This is a genomic window from Paraburkholderia sp. Ac-20336 (assembly GCF_017105025.1).
Lineage (GTDB): Bacteria > Pseudomonadota > Gammaproteobacteria > Burkholderiales > Burkholderiaceae > Paraburkholderia.
This window is the reverse complement of record NZ_JAAGPS010000015.1, coordinates 41,450-60,192: the sequence shown is the minus strand read 5'-3', so window position 1 is coordinate 60,192 and position 18,743 is coordinate 41,450. Positions and strand designations below refer to the sequence as shown.

Below are 18,743 nucleotides of genomic sequence, written 5' to 3'. Positions count from 1 at the left end.
GTCAGGCCCATTGCCTCCGTTCGTGAAGAGTGGTGCTCCATGAAAATGGCCGTAGCCCATCTCGTGTAAGGCGGGATGAATCGCCACGGTCAGGGTGATTGGGTGGACCGCTAACAGCCAAAGGTCGAACAGGGTGTGAAGATCCCCGGTCGTGCTTGAAAGCGATTGAGTTGTAGTGCAAATCGACAAGGTCGCGCGAGCCGAATTTTTCACATAGCGATGTGAGTTCATTGACCGTTGGCAGTTTGACAATCACAGCCCGGCTTATGTGCAGTTCTTCGTCACTTACCCAACCCCGGGAAAGCATTCCGCGCGCGAACGTCTCGAAGCGTTCACGATCTCGCAACACCTCGGCTAGTCTCGGTACCTCTGGAATCATACTTTTGCCTCAACAGGAGATTCAGCAAACCACCTCGTCGGGGGGCCACTTCTTGAGCTTGCAACCGGCCCGTCCTAGCAAAGTTTCAAGTCTCCAACCAACGTGAATATGCACCTATCTCTGGTCACGAGCCAGCCGATTCAATGCTCTTCAATTCCACCGCTGTCAGGTAGCGGAACGACTGTGGTGGCGAGAAATTCTCTATAAGTGATCCGGGATCGATGGGTTTCCGCAGCCGATGTGCGTTTCCCGGCCTCCTCGAGGCCGCACACATCATGCCTTATGCCAAATCGAACGATAATGGTACGCACAACGGGCTGCTGCTACGTAGCGAACAGCCCCGCTTGTTAACTATTACTACGTATACATATACAAAGAATATAAAAACCAGAACCCGCGTTAACGACCCGCACAACGTATACGCACACAACACCGGCAGCAACGAAGGAACTCAAAAGCAATCACAACGCGGCCGGTTAACCTAACGGCAAACAAATCTCCGTCACCAACTCCGCGGGCGCAGTCCCCTTTGGACTATTCAAATACTCCTCAAACGCCGGCGCATCCGCCGCCGCCCTACCAGATTGCACGAGCCATGTCCCATACAACCACTCATAAGCCGCTCGCATATCGCTATACGGCCCGATATGCCGCAACACCGCATACTCTCCATCACGTATACGCGTCACCGAAACTCCATCACTCATAGCAACAGACGCGGCAACTTCGGTCATCACCGGCCCCGGCAACAACACTCCCGCCTTCGACCGCAGCTTCTGTTCCTCGACCACGCCCGGGTCATCGAAGAAAAGCCCGACCATCCGCATCTCTCCCGCAAGCAGATTGTGTTTCCCAAGCCAGCCGAACAAAGCATCAAAAGCCTTGCCGATCTGCATATAAGGCCCGACATGATCGACCGACAGAATCTCCATCGGCTCCACACTACGAATTACGACCTCACGCTTCATCGTCATTTGATCGTCTCCTTGCGAATTTCACGCGGGCCGCGCGAAGCGGAACGCGGATTAAGCACTTGCTGATTGCACCACGTTTTCGAATCGTGGCAGCGGTAGTCGTAGCCCGTAAACAAACGTCAAAGCCTCAACCAAACAGCCTATGTAAACGAAAGCCGGAAAGCCACATCAACAAGCAGCACCAACAATCAACCCCCGTAAACCGCATCGACGAACAGCACAGCAGCCCCAAACCCAAACCTGCAAACGTGACGCTGCCTTCATTTGGCGCTATCGTGTAACGAGAGTCCCACCCGTAGCACGCAGCATGCCACCGCCGTTCCCATTCCCGCCCGCGTTCGCGCGAAGCGATGGAGCCGCAAACATGAGCTACACCGAGTCGATCGGCAGTCGCACGTACCGTTTCGCCGACCTGAAGACCCTGCTCGCCAAAGCAAGTCCGCAGCGCTCGGGCGACCAGCTCGCGGGTATCGCGGCCGCGAGCGAGGAAGAGCGGGTCGCCGCCAAAATGGCGCTGGCCCAGGTGCCGCTGCGCACGTTCCTGAACGAACCGCTGATCCCCTACGAAACCGACGAGGTCACGCGCCTGATCGTCGACGATCACTCGCCTCAAGCCTTCACCGACATCTCTCATCTGACGGTCGGCGACTTCCGCAACTGGCTGCTCAGTACCACCACCGACACCAACGCACTGACCCGCATCACCGAAGGCCTCACCCCGGAAATGCTCGCCGCAGTCTCGAAGCTGATGCGCAACCAGGACCTCATCGCTGTCGCTCGTAAACGCCCTGTCGTCACGCGCTTTCGCAATACCGTCGGCTTACCGGGCCATCTGTCCGTACGCCTGCAACCGAACCACCCGACCGACGACGTCAAAGGCATCGCCGCCTCGATGCTCGATGGCCTGATGTACGGCTGCGGCGACGCGCTGATCGGCATCAATCCCGCGAGCGACAACCTCGCGGCGATCACGACGCTGCTGCTGATGATCGACGACTTCCGCCAGCGCTATCAGGTGCCGACGCAATCGTGCGTACTCACGCACGTAACGAGCACGATTGCCGCGATCGAAAAAGGCGCGCCGGTCGATCTCGTGTTCCAGTCGATCGCGGGCACCGAGAAAGCGAACGCGAGCTTCGGCATTTCGCTTGCGCTGCTGCGGGAAGCGTACGAGGCGGGGTTGTCGCTCAAACGCGGCACGGTCGGTAGCAATTTGATGTACTTCGAAACGGGGCAGGGCAGCGCGTTGTCGGCGGATGCGCATTTCGGCGTCGATCAGCAGACCTGCGAGGCGCGCGCGTATGCGGTGGCGTGCAAGTTCGAGCCGTTTCTGGTGAACACGGTGGTCGGCTTCATCGGCCCGGAGTATCTGTACGACGGCAAGCAGATCACGCGCGCGGGTCTCGAAGATCACTTCTGCGGCAAGCTGCTCGGCGTGCCGATGGGTTGCGACATCTGCTACACGAATCACGCCGAAGCGGATCAGGACGACATGGACAATCTGCTGACGCTGCTCGGCGTCGCGGGCGTCAATTTCATCATGGGTGTGCCGGGCGCGGACGACGTGATGCTCAACTATCAGAGCACGTCTTTCCACGATGCGCTGTACGTGCGCGACGTGCTCGGTTTGCGGCGCGCGCCTGAATTCGAGGCATGGCTGGAGTCGATGCAGATTATCGACGCACACGGCGCATTGCTCGGCGCATCGGCGCGGCAGCCGCTGCTCGAAGGCGCGCGCGACTGGATGGGGATCACATGAGCGAGAACGGGAGCGGGAACGAAAGCGACGCACTCGACAGGGACCCGTGGAGCGTACTGCGCCAGTTTACGCAGGCACGCATCGCGTTAGGCCGCGCGGGCAACGGCGTGCCGACCGCGCCGCTGCTCGCGTTCAATCTCGCGCATGCGCAGGCGCGCGATGCCGTGCATCATCCGCTCGACGTCAACGCGCTGCACGAAGCACTACAAGCGCTAGGATTCGACACGCTGGACGTGCATAGCGCCGCGCCGGATCGCGAGCATTATTTGCGGCGTCCCGATCTCGGGCGGCGTCTGTCGGACGAGAGCCGCGCGGCGCTTGCGCAACGACCGGCACAAACGAGCGATGTGCTGTTCGTGATCGGCGATGGTCTATCGGCATTTGCCGCGTCGAAGCAGGCTGTGCCGCTGCTGCAAGCCGTGCGCCCCAAATTCGCGGACTGGCGCATCGGCCCTGTGGTGATCGCGCGTCAGGCGCGCGTCGCGCTTGGCGACGAGATCGGCGCATTGCTCGGCGCGAAGATCGTCGTGATGTTGATCGGCGAGCGGCCCGGTTTGAGTTCGCCGGATAGTCTCGGCATCTACATCACGTACGCGCCGCAAACGGGCTGCACCGACGCGCAACGCAACTGCATTTCGAACGTGCGCCCCGAAGGGCTCGACTATCCGCAAGCGGCGCACAAGCTGCACTATCTGCTCACGCAGGCGAGGAAGCTCGGGCTGACGGGCGTCGGTTTGAAAGACGAGAGCGAGGCGTTGCCGGCGAGCGTGCCCGCAACGCCCGGAGCCGTGAGCCGCGATTCGGGTTCGGGTTCGGGGTCAACCTCAATCTCAAGCTGAACCGCGTGGTCAACGCGAATCGCATAGCCGACACGCGGCAAAACATCAGCGCGCAGGCGACCGGACACCACACTGCTCCCGATACCCGCCGTATACACCGCTCCCAGCCAGTCCGCCGAGCGCGTTTACTTCCGCAACAACCTCAACCCATTCCCCACCACCAGCAAGCTCGCGCCGACATCGGCGAACACTGCCATCCACATCGTGCCGAGGCCCATCAGCGTCAGCACGAGAAACACGCTCTTGATGCCCAGCGCGAGCGCGATGTTCTGTACCAGCACCGCATGTGTTGCCTTCGACAGCCGGATAAACGCCGGAATCTTGCGCAGGTCGTCGTCCATCAGCGCGACGTCGGCGGTTTCGATCGCGGTGTCGGTGCCCATTGCGCCCATCGCGAAGCCGATGTCGGCGCGCGCGAGCGCGGGCGCATCGTTGATGCCGTCGCCGACCATGCCGACCGTCGCACCCGCGGCCGACCATTGCGCGACCGCGTCGAGCTTGTCTTCGGGCAACTGGTCGCCGCGCGCTTCGTCGACGCCGACCTGCTGCGCGATCGCCGCGGCCGTGTGGCGGTTGTCGCCGGTCAGCATCGCGGTGCCGACGCCGAGCCGCCGCAATTCGGCGACGGCGGCGCGGCTCGTGTCCTTCACCGTGTCCGCGACCGCGAACAGCGCGAGCACGCGTTGGGCGTCGGCGAGCATCACGACGGTTTGGCCTTGCGCTTCGAGTGCTTCGAGGCGCGCTTCGAGTGGCGGCGAGCAGCGGCCCAACGCTTCGATCAGGCGATGATTGCCGAGCCAGTACGTTGCACCATCGATCTCGCCGCGCACGCCGCGTCCGGCGAGCGCTTCGAAGGTATCGACGGGCAGGTGGGCGATGCCGTCGTCGTGCGCGGCCCTGGCAATGGCCATCGACACGGGATGATCGGAGCGGCCCGCGAGGCTGGCCGCGAGCGTGCGGTATTGGTATTGAGTCGCGCGGGCATCGGCATGAGCGTCACCGGCGCCCACATCGCCAACACCCGCGCCAACATCAACGTCATCCCCCACCACCTCGAACCCCGTCAACACCGGTTTGCCATGGGTCAGCGTCCCGGTCTTGTCCAGCGCCAGCCGGCTCAGCTTGCGCCCCTGTTCGAGATACACCCCGCCCTTGATGAGAATCCCCTTGCGCGCCGCGGCCGCGAGCCCGCTGACGATCGTCACCGGCGTCGAGATCACGAGCGCGCACGGACACGCGATCACGAGCAGCACCAGTGCCTTGTAGGTCCACGCATGCCAGGCCCCGCCGAACAGCAACGGCGGCACGACCGCCACGGCGAGCGCGATCGCGAACACGATCGGCGTATAGACGCGCGCGAATTGATCGACGAAACGCTGCGTCGGCGCCTTCGTGCCCTGTGCTTCTTCGACCGCATGGATGATGCGCGCGAGCGTCGTGTTGCCGGCCGCCGCCGTCACGCGATAGTCGAACGAGCCCGCCTGGTTGATCGTGCCGGCGAATACGGCGTCGCCGGTGGTCTTGTCGACCGGCAGGCTCTCGCCGGTGATCGGCGCCTGATCGACGCTCGAGCGGCCCGCGACGATCTCGCCGTCGAGCGCGATCCGTTCGCCCGGCTTCACGCGCACCAGCGCGCCGGGCGCGATCGCGTCGACGCGCATGGGCTGCCACGCGCCGTCGGGCTGCTGCACGCTGGCTTCTTCGGGCGCGAGCCGCATGAGTCCTTCGATCGCATTGCGCGCGCGGTCGAGCGAGCGTGCCTCGATCAGCTCGGCGATCGTGAACAGCACCATCACCATCGCGGCCTCGGGCCATTGACCGAGCAGTGCCGCGCCGGTCACGGCGATGCTCATCAGCGCGTTGATGTTCAGATTGCCGTTGCGCAGCGCGAGCCAGCCCTTGCGATACGTCGTGAGCCCGCAGGAGACGATCGCGACGAGCGCGAGGCCCGCCACCATCCAGACGGGCGCGCCAAGCCAGCCAGCGGCCTCTGAGCCGGCCGCGACGACTCCGGCGAGTGCCAGCGGCCACCAGGGCTTCGGCGTAGCGCTGCCGGGGGCCGTGGGGGTTGCGTTGGGGTTGTCGCCCGCGAGTTCGGGGGTGAAATCGAGCGAGCGCAGCGCGGCGAGGATCGGTTCGAGTGCATCCGGCGCGTGGACGACCGTCAGCACGCGCTGGATCAGGTTGAAGTCCATGCTGCGAACGGCCGGCAGACGGCCGAGTTTCTTGCGGATCAGCGCTTCCTCGGTCGGGCAGTCCATCTGCATGATGCGGATGGCGGTGCGCAGGTCGTCGCCGACAGCTTCGGAACGCGGCAGGCGCAGTGGCGTCGGCGCGAGCGCGGCGGGGGCGCAGCAGGCGCCGTCGGCGTGATCGTGGGAGTGAGCCGAGGCCTGGCCGCGCTTGCGGTCGTGCCCGTCCGCGTGATCGTGGCCATGCTCATGGCCGTCGCGATGAATGTGCCCCTCATGCCGTTCAGCGCGGTTTCCATGCGGGTGCTGGGCGTGCGCATGCGCGTGGCCATGTCCATGAGCATCATGCCCACAGCCGCCGCCCGCGCCGCTTTCGTGACCGCTTTCATGACCATGAGCGTGGCCGTACTGCTGCGTGTCCGCCTGCCCGTGGCGCCCATGCGCACAGGCCTCGTCCGTTTCAGGACGATCGGCGGCAAAACGGCTGATTTCAGGCATAGTGGCTTCCTCGTGCGATTTGTGGTCTAGTAAACACCTTGAAGCCACTACAAGGTCAAGGCCGCGTAGCAGGAGGGCCCATGAAAATCGGCGAACTGGCGAAAATCGCCCATTGCACGACGGAAACGATCCGTTTCTACGAAAAGGAGCGCCTGCTGCCCGAGGCGGAGCGCACCGAAGCCAATTACCGCAGTTACACGGCGAAGCACGTCGAGCGTCTGCGTTTCATCCGCAACTGCCGCGCGCTCGACATGACCCATGACGAAATCCGCGCCTTGCTGCGTCTGACCGACGCGCCGGCCGGCGGCTGCGGCAGCATGCATACGCTGATCGACGAGCACGTCGCGCACGTCGACACCCGTATCGAAGAGCTACAGCAGTTGAAGGCGCAATTGGCCACGCTGCGCGAGCAGTGCCATGGCGAGCATCCGGTCGAGGACTGCGGCATCGTGCATGGCCTGACCGAAATGGACGTGAGCGTGCCGCGCACGCGGCATACGCATCTGGGCTGACGTGCTGAATCTGAACTGAAGTGCACCGGCCGGCACGTCGCGTGCCGGCGCATTGCCGTGGCAAGCAATCCCATGCAAGGCCAGGCCGTTCGCGCGGCCTGGCCGACCGATCATCGAAACATCGAATCCAGTTGGAGAATCAACGTGTTTACCTGTAGAAACCAGTCCTGCGGCGCGCAGTGGGAGCAGTCCGACGTCGTCATCAAGAACGAAGGGCAGGGGCTGCTGTTCCGCTGCCCGCTGTGCGGCGCGCGCAATTACGTCGAGTGCTTCGACGGCGACGACGGCAAAGTGCTGTATGAACAACTACCGGGCCGTCCCGATCCGGGGCCGATGGCCGAGTAATCGCGCGTCGTTCGCCCTGTCGTTAGCGTCAGCCCCAGCTTCAGCCCAATCCAGGACCTTATGAACCGTCCCACTCCCGCCGGTGCCGCATTCAGCGAATTGCCGCTGCCGCACGCGACGCTCGCGAACCTCACGCAACTCGGCTACGTCGAGATGACGCCGATCCAGGCCGCGAGCCTGCCGATCGCGCTCGCCGGCCACGATCTGATCGCCCAGGCCAAAACCGGCAGCGGCAAGACCGCGGCGTTTTCGCTCGCGCTGCTCGCGCGGCTCGACGCGCGCCAGTTCGACACGCAGGCGATGGTGCTCTGCCCGACCCGCGAACTTGCCGATCAGGTCACGCAGGAAATCCGCCGCCTCGCGCGCGCGGAAGAAAACATCAAGGTGCTGACCTTGTGCGGCGGCACGCCGATGCGTCCGCAGACGGCGAGCCTCGAACACGGTGCGCACATCGTGGTCGGCACGCCGGGCCGCATCATGGATCACCTCGAACGCGGCAGCCTCGCGTTGCAGTCGCTCAACACGCTCGTGCTCGACGAGGCCGACCGCATGCTCGACATGGGCTTCTTCGACGACATCGCGAAGGTCGCCAGACAATGCCCGAAAGAGCGTCAAACGCTGCTGTTTTCGGCGACGTACCCCGAGGGCATCGCGAAGCTGAGCCAGCAATTCCTGCGCAATCCGAAGGAAGTCAAGCTCGCCGAGCGGCACGACGACAGCAAGATCCGTCAGCGCTTCTATGAAGTGACCGAGGACGAGCGTCTGCACTCGGTCGGGCTGCTCCTGAACCACTATCGCCCGGTCAGCACGATCGCGTTCTGCAACACCAAGCAGCAGTGCCGCGATCTGCTCGACGTGCTGCGCGCACAGGGCTTTCATGCGCTCGCGCTGCATGGCGAGCTCGATCAGCGCGAGCGCGATCAGGTGCTGATCCAGTTCGCGAACCGTAGCTGCTCGGTGCTGGTCGCAACCGACGTCGCCGCGCGCGGGCTCGACATCGCGCAGCTCGAAGCGGTGATCAACGTCGACGTGACGCCGGACCCTGAAGTGCACACGCACCGCATCGGCCGCACGGGCCGCGCCGATCAGGACGGCTGGGCGTTGAGTCTCGCGAGCATGGACGAGATGGGGCGCGTCGGCGGTATCGAGCAGGCGCAGAAACGCGACGTCGAATGGCACAAGCTGGCGGACCTGAAGCCGGCTGGCGACGGGCCGCTGCTGCCGCCGATGGAAACGCTGCAGATTCTCGGCGGCCGCAAGGAAAAGATTCGTCCCGGCGACGTGCTCGGCGCGCTGACCGGCGAGGCCGGTTTCGAAGGCTCGCAGATCGGCAAGATCAACGTGACCGATATGTCGACCTATGTCGCGGTGGAGCGCAGCATCGCGCGCGAGGCGGTGCGCCGGCTCAGCGCGGGCAAGCTGAAGGGGCGCAAGGTGAGGGTCCGGTTGATGGACGGCGAGTGACGGTATCGGCTCCGGGGCCGCAATCGAGCGATTCCCTTTGCGGCTCCCGCTAGCGAACCAGGAATCACGCCACCTCGTGGACGCCGAGCGAGGTAACGAGCGAGGGGTAGAAATCCGGCATCATGCTCGCGTTGAACACGTCGAATTTTGCCGCGCCGTAAAGCGTGTGGCCGGCCGGACCGACGTATTCGTCGGTGCCGTTCGACATCGCCCGCGCGCTTTGCATGAAGCTCAGGAAGCCGACGGCGTTGCCGGTGTTCTGCGTCAGGTCGATTTTTGCGCCGTTCGGGGCGTAGTAGGCGCCATCATTGAACATCCCTTTCGCGCCTGCGGTGCCGAGCTGATGGAATAGCTGCATGAAGCTCACCATGCCGTCCGCTTTTTTGCTGACGGCCTGAGATTGCGCATCGGTCAGCGGCGTGCCGTCCGCTGCCGCCCAGGCCGCGTAGCCGCCTACCGCATCGCTGTGAAAGGTGTTGACGGCCTGCACCAGCGCACTGTTGCTATTGAGCAGGTTCTGGAGCCAGCTCTTGTCGCTGTCGCTCAGGCTGTCGGACGTGACCTTGATCGAACCGTCGTCGGACTGGAAATCGAATTGGGCGTTGGCGATATCGGGGCGTTGCAGGATCAATGCCTGCATCGATGAAACGAGGGCATTGGCTACGCCTTCGGCATCTTTGCCCGTTCTGAAATTGATGCTCATGGCGTCCAGATATTTGGCGACCCGGGCGCTGGTGACCTGTGGGTCGACGGCCGTTATCGAGGTCACCGCGGAAGCCGCGGCATCCGCGGTCGCGGAACGCTGGGTCAATGCCACGGAATTGAGATTCGAATCGGAAGCTTGTACGGGTACGGTCGCCGCGGTTGTCGGCGCGATAGAGAGATCCATGCTTCTGCTCCAGTAACGGATGGCAATATCCGTTGTATCGGCATGGAGTCGCGAAGCTTGAGGATTGGATGGCTTTATCGCCGGAGCGGCGTCAGCCATGTCCCGTCATTCAGGCCGCCGACGCTTATCCTCAGTCCCGTAGAACCGCATAAAGACGTCGATTCCGTGATCGACTTTTTTGCGCAGTTGAGCCTCGCTGAACGGCGTGCGGGCACCCAGTTTCACTTCAAGATTGGAGAAGCCGATCCAGAGTCCGGCGAGGTCATCGGCCGCCTGGGTCGCGTCGCAATCCCTCAACGTTCCCTTTTCTATTGCCGCCTGAATCAACGAGGCGAGAATCGCTTGCCCGCGTCCGGGGCCACTCGAGAAAAACCGCTTCGGAAGCTCCGGGCTTCTTTTCGCCGCTGTCGCGATGAGCCGATCCCATCCGGCCAACTCGCGCTCGTTGATGAACCGTGTAAAGCGAATGCCGAACTTGCGAAGCGCCGGCACGATATCCATCGCCAGGCCTTCGGCGAGCTCGGCGTCCGTCGCCGTGCGGTCGGATTCGCGGCGTATCACCGCATCGATCAATTCGTCCTTGTCGCTGAAATGCGCAAACAGGGTCGCTTTCGCCACGCCCGCGCGTGCGGCGATGGCGCTGGTCGTCACGTCCGCACCGTGCTCCAGAAGCAGGTCGCGTGCGGCATCGAGAAGCGCTTGCTGCTTCACCAGGTCCTTGGGCCGGCCACGTGGAAGTGAGGTCATGTGAAATACGATCATCTCAGGGTCAAAATCGCGGCCATCAGCATACCTCCCGCGACCGAAATATGCTCCAGCGCAATGTGAAGTTCTTCCGTTCGACGCGGTTCGGGGAAAGTCCAGAACGCGTGCCCGTAGGGAATCGTGAGTAGCGTGAACAGGCCGAGCGCGCCCGCGCCCAACCATCCCAGGCCGTTGAAATTCCCGATCAGCAGCACGGAGCCCATCAGCTGAATGGCGATGGTCGCCACCGCGAAGCCCACGGGCGCCGGCAGGTTGACCGCCTTCATCTCCGAGACGATCACGGAAAAGTTAAACAGTCCGAAGATACCCGCGCTCCAGAAGAGCGTCGTCAGCAGTATCCGGCCGAACACCAGCGTAATCGGACTTTCCAGAACCAGAGCGATAAATGAGGGCATGCCGTGCCTCGGTGGTTGACTTGGGCGCAGTATATATTGAACTCATCAGTCTGGTAAATGGATGACCACACGCTTCGTGCGGTTGCCGTGGCGCAGCGCTCATCAGGCGAAGAGGAAGGAATGCGGGAACCCGGATGGGTTCTCGCAGGGAGAGGCCGTGCACTACTCGCGGGCGTTTGCAGTGCCGGGACGGAAGGACCGAGGCAGTGCCCCGGCTCACGCTTTTCAGGCCGAGCCGCTGCGCAGACGCCTGACCTCGGGGCATGGAGCGAGCGCCTGTACTTCTTCGACAATGCCGTTGCGCAGCGCTAGCGCGGCCGGGCTGGGCGACTTGTCCTCGGGTTCCACGATGCCGACCAGTCGCTCCACGCGTGGAGATTCGAGCGGGATGAACCTGAGCGACTCGCCGTTGTGCTGGTTCGAGAGGAAGGGCAGGACCGTGACGCCGACGCCGTTCTCCACCGCGGCGAGCAGCGTCGTGGTATTGGGGATGAACAGCGATTCCGGCTGGCCGATCGCCGCCCGGACATCGGGCGACAGCGCCTGCATGATGCCGTTGCCGATGATCCGGCTGGCGGCCAGTTGTGGCCACTTCAGCTTTTTTCTTTTGAACAGCGGGTGACCCGCCGGGACGACCGCGCAGAGTGCATCCGCGAGGAGCGGCGAAAACCTGAGGCCGGAGCTGCTGTCCGGTTCGCTCGCGATGCCGAAGTCGACCGTTCCCGATTTCACCCGCTCATGCACGTAGATCGTCGAGCCGTCTTCGACATGCAGATTGACGGTCGGATACGAGCGTACGAAGCGGCTGATGGCGCGGGGCAGGATTTCGTGCGCAATGGACGGCACGGCGGCGATCTTGACCCGCCCGAGGCGAACCTGGGCAACGTCGATCGCCGCCTGGATGGCCCGGTCGTAGTGTTCGACGAGCGATTTCGCTTCCCGATAGAACAGCGTGCCGAACGCGGTGAGCATCACCCGGTTGCCGCGTTCGAGCAGCCGGGCGCCCAAGGTGGTTTCGAGCTCGCGGATCGAAAGCGAGAGCGCCGGCTGGCTGCGAAATACCGCGGCGGCGGCGGCCTTGAATCCGCCATGCTCCACGACCGAGACGAAGTGCCGGATCTGCGTCATCTTGACATCGGGAAGTTGCTCGGCCATATAAGTAAAGTAAATCGAAAGATTAAAAAATTAAACTTTTTTTATTCTACTCCGCACCTTACGATCATCCCAATTTCTCTGTATGGGAACGCTGGGGATGGAGAGGGCCGCGTGGCCGGAGCCGGCCAGGGATATCCCTCGCACAGGAGCGTGGTGCATTGCGTGCCGCAACGGTGCCTGTAGAACACGCTGCAGCCGATGAGTCCGGTCGCGGCACCCGCAATCTCGCAGTGAGCAGTGGAAGTGTACGGAACGAGCCGACGGATGCGCGGGCTTTGTTCGTCGTAGGAATCAACAGGGAATCAACCAATCCAGGTCCTGCAATCCATGTCGATAATGTCCCCAAGATCAACCAAACATCCTACCTATGACGCCATCGTGATCGGCGGCGGCCATAACGGCCTCGTCAGCGCTTTCTATCTGGCGCGCGCGGGGCGGCGCGTGCTGGTTCTGGAGCGTCGTCGCGCGCTCGGCGGCCCGTGCGGCACGGTCGAGTACTTTCCGGGGCATCGTTCTTCGATTACCAATTCGACGGGCTCGCTCGAACAGACGATTGCCGCCGACATGCAGCTGGAGCGTCATGGGCTCCGCTTCATTTCCACCGACCCCACGTTGTTCACGCGGTTCGACACGGGACGTTACTTTGTCGGCTGGCGCGATCAGAACCGCGTGCGGGAGCAGCTTGCCAGCTTTGCGAAAGGAGACGAGGAGCGCTTCTTCGGTCTGCTGGCGTACGTCGACCGGTTCGCCCAGGCACTCGGCGTCTCGCCGTTCGAGCCGCCGCCTTCGTTGCGCGACATGCTGGCAAAGATCGATTCGCCGGAACTGGAGGACGCGTTCGGCAAGTTTTTCTTCGGCAGTATCCGGGACCTCGCGGAAGAGTGGCTGCAGTCGGAAGAGGCGAGGGCACTGATCGCGATCCGCGGCTGCGTGGCCGTTCAGGCGGGGCCAAGCACGCCGGGCACCGCGGTCCCCATGCTGATCCGCCCGCTTTCGCTCGCGGCACGTAAGCCGACCTCGCCCGACGATCCACGGCTGATGCCGCTGCGGGGTTCGACCGGTTTTCCGAAGGGCGGCATGGGCGCGATCATCGCGGCGATGGCTCGCGCGGTCGTCGAGGCCGGCGGGGAGATCCGGACCGACGTCGCGGTGCGGCGGATTCTCGTCGAGAACGGCGCGGCCGTTGGCGTGGAAACGGCGAGTGGCGAGTGCTTCCGGGCTCCCGTCGTCGTCTCGAATGCCAATCCCAAGACCACGCTGCTCGATCTGCTGCCCGCCGGTGCGATTCGCGCCAACACGCTGGAGCGCGTGCGCCGGATTCCGATGAAAGGGTCCGCGTTCAAGATCGCGCTGTCGCTCGATCGACCGCCGCATGTCGCCGATGGCGCGACGGACGAGGAAACCCGCCAGATCGCCAGTTGCCAGTTCCGGATTGCGCCCAGCGTCGAATACATGGACCGCGCCTTCGACCAGGCGAAGCATGGCGTGCCGTCCGAGCGGCCGCTCATGTGGGGACTCTGTCCGTCGATGATCGATCCCGACCTCGCGCCCCCGGGGCGCCATCTGCTCAGTATCAACGTTTGGCACGCGCCCTATGCACTGAAGGACGGCGTATGGGATGCCGCCACTCGCGACGCGTTCGGCGACCGGTGCATCAAGGTGCTCGACGAATACATGCCGGGCATCAAGGACAGCATCGTCGATCACCGCTACATGAGCCCGCTCGATCTCGAGAACGAGTACGGGCTGCTGGAAGGCAACGTGATCCAGGGCGACAACCTGGCCGGGCAGATGTTCTCGTTGCGGCCGATGGCCGGCATGTCGGATTACCGCGCGCCGGTCGACGGACTCTACTTCTGCGGCACCGGCACCTGGCCGGCCGGATTCGTCTCGGGCATTCCGGGGCACAACGCCGCGCACCAGATTCTCAGCGATACCGCGAGACGTAACGCGGACTGCGAGATGACCACCGAAAGCGAACTATCGAGGCAGGCAGGCTGACATGACAGATCAACACGAGATTCCCACACCCTTGAGCGCGGCACGGCTTGTCGAGGTTCTGCGACAGGCGCGTATTTCGCACGTGGTCATCGTACCCGACACGTATCAGGAAACCTTCATCGCGGCGATCGAAGCCGCGCCCGACCTGAAGACCGTCTATGCATGCAGCGAGGACGAAGCGATCGGCATCAATGCCGGGCTGTATGCGATGGGCCACAGGCCGCTGCTGACGATTCAGAACAACGGCTTCTATGCGTGCCTCAACACGATTCGCGGCATCTCGCTCGACGCCGGCGTGCCGACCGTCATGCTGATCGGCCAGTACGGCAACAAGGCGGCGACGCCGATGGAGCAGCACCCGCAGCGCATGGTGCGGCTGCTCGAACCGACGCTCGACATGTGGGGCGTGCCGTCGCTGCGGCTGTGGCATGACGCCGATCTCGGGAAGATTCCCGACGTGTACGAGCAGGCATTGCAGCAGCAGTCCCCCTGGGCACTCGTTGTCCCCATTCCTACCGGAGTCTGAGCATATGTTGCGAGAGGAAGTTATCCGGATTCTGGCGGACGTGTGCCGCAAGAACCAGTATCTGTCGGTTGCCACCATGCAGGCCACGCCCGTATGGCATGCGCTCGATCCCGAGGCACCGTTGCATATCGACATGCTCGGCTGCATGGGCAGCGCCTCGTCGCTGGGTCTCGGCATGGCGCTCGGTGCGCCGGACAAACGTGTCGTGACCGTCGACGGCGACGGTTGCGTGACGATGCAACTGGCCACGCTGGTGACGATCGGCGAAGCGCGTGCGCGCAATTACACGCTGATCGTGATGAACAACGGCCTTTACGAAACGTCCGGCAACCAGCCGATTCCCGGTGCCGCCACGGCCGATTTCGTTGCGCTCGCGCAGGCCTCGGGCTTCAGGAACAGCACGCGCATCGACGACGTCGACGATCTGCGCGCGCGCATCGCCACGCTGATCGAGGCCGAAGGACCGAATTTCATCGCACTTAACATAGACAGGGCAAGCGCATGCAAAAGTTGGCCGACATTGTCGATGCGAGACCAGATCCAGGCCATGCGCCGGACGTTCGGCGGCGCTCATGGCGGTTCGGAGCAGTCGGCTGGCGCGTAATGCGTGTCCTGCTGCGACGGGTCGCGTTCGGGATCGGCACGCTCGTGTTCGTCTCGCTGCTCATCTTCGCGGGTACGCATCTGTTGCCGGGAGACGTGGCGGAGGTGGTGCTCGGGCAGGACGCCACGCCGCAGACGCTCACGGCGTTTCGCCATGACGCGGGCCTCGACAGGCCGCTCTACACGCAATATCTGACGTGGGTGTCGGGCGCGCTGCACGGCAATCTCGGCAAGTCCTATGCAAGCGGCCGCAGCGTGTCGGCGCTCATTGCGTCGCGCTTGCCGGCCACGTTGCTGCTCGGTGGCCTGACGGCTCTCGTGGCCCTGCCTTTGGCGGTGGCGCTGGGTCTTTACGCAGCGGCGCGAGCCGGAACCTGGCCCGACCGGCTGATTACGAACACCAGCCTGATTACCGCGTCGGGACCGGAGTTCATGTTCGCCGCGTTTCTGATTCTCGTGTTCTCGGTGCAGTTGGGCTGGTTGCCCGCGACCTCCTACATGTTCGGCGAGGTGACGCTGGGTTCGCATCTGCGGCGCCTCGCGCTGCCGGTGATGACGCTGGTCATTTCGGTCTTTGCGCCGACGACGCGCATGACGCGCAGCTCCATCCTCAACGTGCTCGGCTCGCCGTATGTGGAGATGGCGTTGCTCAAGGGCGTGCCCCGTTCGAGGATTCTCGTGCGCCACGCGTTGCCGAACGCGATCGGGCCGATCGCCAACGTGATCGGTATCAGTCTCGGCTACCTCGTCAGCGGGGTCGTGGTGGTGGAGGTGATCTTCTCCTATGCGGGCATGGGCAAGCTGATGATCGACAGCGTGGCGGTGCGGGATCTTCCTTTGGTACAGGGCTGTGCGATGGTGTTCGGGACGATCTACGTCGGCCTGAACATGGCGACGGATCTGCTGGCACTGGCGGGCAGTCCGAGACTGCGGAGCAGGACATGAATATCGCGCGCATTTTCCATGGCGGACGGACGGGGAGCGTGCCGAAACTGCCGCTGATCGTGATCGTGCTCTGGATACTGGTTGCCCTCGCCGCGCCATGGATCGCACCGTGGTCGCAGCGCGAGATCATCGGGGATCCTTACGGTGTGCCGCAGCATGGGGCGATCCTCGGGATGGACTATTTCGGCCGCGACATGCTTTCGCGGATCATCTTCGGTTCGCGCACGACCATCGTGCTCGCGGTTGCCGCGAACCTGATCGCTTCCGGCGTCGGTATCACGATCGGCTTTTTTTCGGCCTATGCGAAGGGCTGGATCGACGAGGCCATCGGGCGTGTGATGGACGGGCTGATGGCACTGCCGACGATCATGTTTGCGCTGGTTTGCGTCTCCGCGCTCGGGTCGTCTGAAATGGTGCTGGTCTGCACCGTCGGCCTGATCGAATCCGTACGCGTGTATCGCGTGGCCCGGGCCGTGGGGTTGGACAACCTGGCACGCGACTACGTCGATCTCGCGCATTTGCGCGGAGAAAGCGTCTTCTGGATTCTGTTCCGCGAGGCACTCCCGAATGCCTACCCGCCGCTGCTGACCGACTTCGGCGTGCGCTTCGCCGCGACGGTCATGTTGTTGAGTGCCGTCAGCTTCCTGGGATTGGGGGTACAGCCGCCAGCCGCGGACTGGGGAATGATGGTGCGCGAGAACCTGGCCGGATTGCGCCTGGGGTCGATTGCGGCGGTGTTTCCCGCACTCGCGATTTTCTCGGTCACGTTTTCGGCCAACAAACTGGTGGACTGGTTTCTGCGGCGCTCGCAGCGCGATATTTCCACGGAGTTCCTGGCATGAGCGAATTGATGCGTTTCGAAAACCTGAACGTATCGGTGTCGTCGGGTACGCTCGTGAATGACTTCAGCCTGTCGGTACAACAGGGCGAGGTGGTGGCGCTGATCGGCGAATCGGGCGCCGGGAAGTCGACTATTGGTCTCGCGGCGCTGGGCTATGCCCGCGCGGGATGCCGTCTTGCCGGCGGACGGATCATGTTCCGCGGCAGCGATCTTGCACGGATAGGACAACGCGGGGCACGTCTCGTGCGCGGCGCCAAGGTGGCGTATATCGCGCAGAGCGCGGCCACCGCCTTCAATCCGGCTATCCGGATCGTCGACCAGATCATGGAGGCCACCGCCGTTCACGGCAAGGGCAATCGCAGGGTCGCGTACGGGCGAGCGTTGGAACTCGCGAGAAGCATGGGGCTCGGCGCGGCGGACGAGATGATGCGCCGGTTTCCCCATGAACTGAGCGGTGGTCAGTTGCAGCGCCTGATGACCGTCATGGCGCTGATGTGCCGGCCGGAGTTGCTGGTTCTGGACGAGCCGACGACGGCGATCGACGTGACCACGCAGTTGGGGGTGCTCGCTTCGCTCAAACGCATCATCCGGCAGGAAAAGGTGGCGTGCCTGTATATCAGCCACGATCTGGCGGTCGTTGCCCAGATGGCAGACCGGATCGTCGTGCTGCGTCATGGCGGGAAGGTCGAGGAAGGCGAGGCGCGGCAACTGCTGACGTCACCGCAGTGCGACTATACGCGCGAGCTGATTGCGGCGGCGAGTGCGGGGCTGTCGAACAGGACAGCCGAGGCGCCGGTGGCTTCCAGTGAGCCTGATGCGCCCGGTGTGCCCGGTGTGCCCGGTGTGCCCGGCGCGCCCGTACTCGAAATCCGCCACGCAGTCGCGAGGTATGGCCGCGGCAAGCCGACGCTGAACGATGTGTCGCTGACCGTTCGCCGGGGTGAATTCGTTGCGATCGTCGGTGAATCGGGGTCCGGCAAAAGTACGCTCGCGAGAGTGGCGACCGGGTTGCTGCCTATCGCGAGCGGCGAGTTGCTGCTGAATGGCAAGCCGCTTGCCCCGTCGCTTCGGCGGCGCGGCATGGAGGAACTGCGAGGCGTGCAACTGGTGCTGCAGCATCCGGACCTTGCATTGAATCCGCGCATTACCGTTGGGGCTGCAATCGGGCGGCCGCTGGAACGGTATTTCGGGTTGAAGGGCGCGGCTCGCGAGAAGCGGGTTGCCGAATTGCTGCGGCTCGTCGAACTGCCCGAGGAGATGGCGCAGCGCCTGCCTTCGCAATTGTCCGGCGGGCAGAAACAGCGCGCCAACCTGGCGCGCGCGCTGGCGGCCGAGCCTGATCTGCTGGTTTGTGACGAAGTGACGGCTGCGCTCGATTCGATCGTCAGTTCGCGCATCCTGGCGTTGTTGTCGACTCTGCGGAGGCAACTCGGCACGGCCTGCATTTTCATTACTCACGATGTTTCGAAAGCCTCGAAACTCGCCGACCAGATCTACGTGATGCATCAGGGACAGGTGGTGGAGTCCGGTCAGTCGCCGGAGGTGGTTGCGCATCCGCAGCATCCGTACACGCAGGCGCTATTTAACGCGATACCGGAACTCAGGACCGACTGGCTGAAAGAGCGCATGCCGGGTCTGGCGGCATGACGGACGAACGCGAG

General features: G+C 63.6%; 18 protein-coding genes. 12 read left to right on the top strand and 6 right to left on the bottom strand.

Going from position 1 to position 18,743, the window contains the following annotated elements; translation table 11 throughout:
- Positions 1–855: 855 nt before the first annotated feature.
- Positions 856–1,353, bottom strand: coding sequence for a GyrI-like domain-containing protein (locus GXB81_RS08395; protein ID WP_205988850.1), 498 nt, complete (start codon positions 1,351–1,353; stop codon positions 856–858).
- Between the two features lie 364 nt (positions 1,354–1,717).
- On the opposite strand from GXB81_RS08395, the gene GXB81_RS08390 reads away from it, so the two are divergent.
- Both GXB81_RS08390 and eutC read left to right on the top strand, forming a co-directional pair.
- On the top strand, positions 1,718–3,112 hold the full coding sequence (locus GXB81_RS08390) for an ethanolamine ammonia-lyase subunit EutB (protein WP_205988848.1): 1,395 nt from the start codon (positions 1,718–1,720) through the stop codon (positions 3,110–3,112).
- A complete protein-coding gene (gene eutC, locus GXB81_RS08385) occupies positions 3,109–3,951 on the top strand; it encodes an ethanolamine ammonia-lyase subunit EutC (protein WP_167042038.1) in 843 nt (280 codons plus the stop codon). Before GXB81_RS08390 ends, eutC begins: the two co-directional genes overlap by 4 nt.
- A gap of 125 nt (positions 3,952–4,076) precedes the next feature.
- Here eutC and GXB81_RS08380 read toward each other — a convergent pair whose 3' ends face one another.
- Positions 4,077–6,212, bottom strand: coding sequence for a heavy metal translocating P-type ATPase (locus tag GXB81_RS08380; protein ID WP_241016285.1), 2,136 nt, complete (start codon positions 6,210–6,212; stop codon positions 4,077–4,079).
- Between GXB81_RS08380 and GXB81_RS31365 the strand changes: the two genes are divergently transcribed.
- The 4 genes from GXB81_RS31365 (at position 6,105) to dbpA (ending at position 8,962) form a co-directional block, all read left to right on the top strand.
- On the top strand, positions 6,105–6,671 hold the full coding sequence (locus GXB81_RS31365) for a hypothetical protein (RefSeq protein ID WP_241016287.1): 567 nt from the start codon (positions 6,105–6,107) through the stop codon (positions 6,669–6,671). The two genes, GXB81_RS08380 and GXB81_RS31365, sit on opposite strands and share 108 nt — an antisense overlap.
- 50 nt (positions 6,672–6,721) lie before the next feature.
- Positions 6,722–7,153 carry a Cd(II)/Pb(II)-responsive transcriptional regulator gene (gene cadR, locus GXB81_RS08375; protein ID WP_167042042.1) on the top strand — a complete coding sequence of 144 codons (432 nt, stop codon included), beginning with the start codon at positions 6,722–6,724 and terminating at the stop codon, positions 7,151–7,153.
- Between the two features lie 144 nt (positions 7,154–7,297).
- Entirely contained in the window at positions 7,298–7,498 is a 201-nt protein-coding gene (locus GXB81_RS08370; protein ID WP_205988844.1) for a hypothetical protein, read from the top strand.
- 60 nt (positions 7,499–7,558) lie between these two features.
- Positions 7,559–8,962 carry an ATP-dependent RNA helicase DbpA gene (gene dbpA, locus GXB81_RS08365; RefSeq protein ID WP_205988842.1) on the top strand — a complete coding sequence of 468 codons (1,404 nt, stop codon included), beginning with the start codon at positions 7,559–7,561 and terminating at the stop codon, positions 8,960–8,962.
- 64 nt (positions 8,963–9,026) lie between these two features.
- Here the strand turns inward: dbpA and GXB81_RS08360 are convergent, their stop codons facing one another.
- The 4 genes from GXB81_RS08360 to GXB81_RS08345 all read right to left on the bottom strand — a co-directional run bounded on the left by GXB81_RS08360 (position 9,027) and on the right by GXB81_RS08345 (position 12,139).
- The gene (locus GXB81_RS08360; protein ID WP_205988840.1) at positions 9,027–9,950 is read right to left on the bottom strand and encodes a hypothetical protein; all 924 of its coding nucleotides are present in this window, start codon (positions 9,948–9,950) and stop codon (positions 9,027–9,029) included.
- A gap of 6 nt (positions 9,951–9,956) precedes the next feature.
- Complete coding sequence (locus GXB81_RS08355; protein ID WP_240158932.1) at positions 9,957–10,613, bottom strand: TetR/AcrR family transcriptional regulator; 657 nt, start codon at positions 10,611–10,613, stop codon at positions 9,957–9,959.
- The gene (locus GXB81_RS08350; RefSeq protein ID WP_167042050.1) at positions 10,610–11,011 is read right to left on the bottom strand and encodes a DoxX family protein; all 402 of its coding nucleotides are present in this window, start codon (positions 11,009–11,011) and stop codon (positions 10,610–10,612) included. Before GXB81_RS08350 ends, GXB81_RS08355 begins: the two co-directional genes overlap by 4 nt.
- A 225-nt stretch (positions 11,012–11,236) precedes the next feature.
- Positions 11,237–12,139: a LysR substrate-binding domain-containing protein gene (locus GXB81_RS08345; protein ID WP_205988838.1), complete on the bottom strand. Its 903-nt coding sequence runs from the start codon at positions 12,137–12,139 to the stop codon at positions 11,237–11,239.
- A 363-nt stretch (positions 12,140–12,502) separates the two neighbouring features.
- On the opposite strand from GXB81_RS08345, the gene GXB81_RS08340 reads away from it, so the two are divergent.
- The 6 genes from GXB81_RS08340 to GXB81_RS08315 are packed head-to-tail and all read left to right on the top strand — an operon-like array spanning position 12,503 to position 18,729.
- A complete protein-coding gene (locus GXB81_RS08340; RefSeq protein ID WP_167284490.1) occupies positions 12,503–14,167 on the top strand; it encodes an NAD(P)/FAD-dependent oxidoreductase in 1,665 nt (554 codons plus the stop codon).
- Position 14,168: 1 nt separating this feature from the next.
- Positions 14,169–14,693, top strand: coding sequence for a thiamine pyrophosphate-binding protein (locus GXB81_RS08335; RefSeq protein WP_205988831.1), 525 nt, complete (start codon positions 14,169–14,171; stop codon positions 14,691–14,693).
- A 4-nt stretch (positions 14,694–14,697) separates the two neighbouring features.
- Positions 14,698–15,297, top strand: a complete 600-nt coding sequence (locus tag GXB81_RS08330) for a thiamine pyrophosphate-dependent enzyme (protein ID WP_167042055.1) — start codon at positions 14,698–14,700, stop codon at positions 15,295–15,297.
- Positions 15,297–16,241: an ABC transporter permease gene (locus tag GXB81_RS08325; protein ID WP_167042057.1), complete on the top strand. Its 945-nt coding sequence runs from the start codon at positions 15,297–15,299 to the stop codon at positions 16,239–16,241. The genes GXB81_RS08330 and GXB81_RS08325 overlap by 1 nt, the downstream gene beginning before the upstream one ends.
- On the top strand, positions 16,238–17,083 hold the full coding sequence (locus tag GXB81_RS08320) for an ABC transporter permease (RefSeq protein WP_167042059.1): 846 nt from the start codon (positions 16,238–16,240) through the stop codon (positions 17,081–17,083). Before GXB81_RS08325 ends, GXB81_RS08320 begins: the two co-directional genes overlap by 4 nt.
- Positions 17,080–18,729, top strand: a complete 1,650-nt coding sequence (locus GXB81_RS08315; protein WP_205988829.1) for an ABC transporter ATP-binding protein — start codon at positions 17,080–17,082, stop codon at positions 18,727–18,729. The genes GXB81_RS08320 and GXB81_RS08315 overlap by 4 nt, the downstream gene beginning before the upstream one ends.
- Positions 18,730–18,743: the final 14 nt, after the last annotated feature.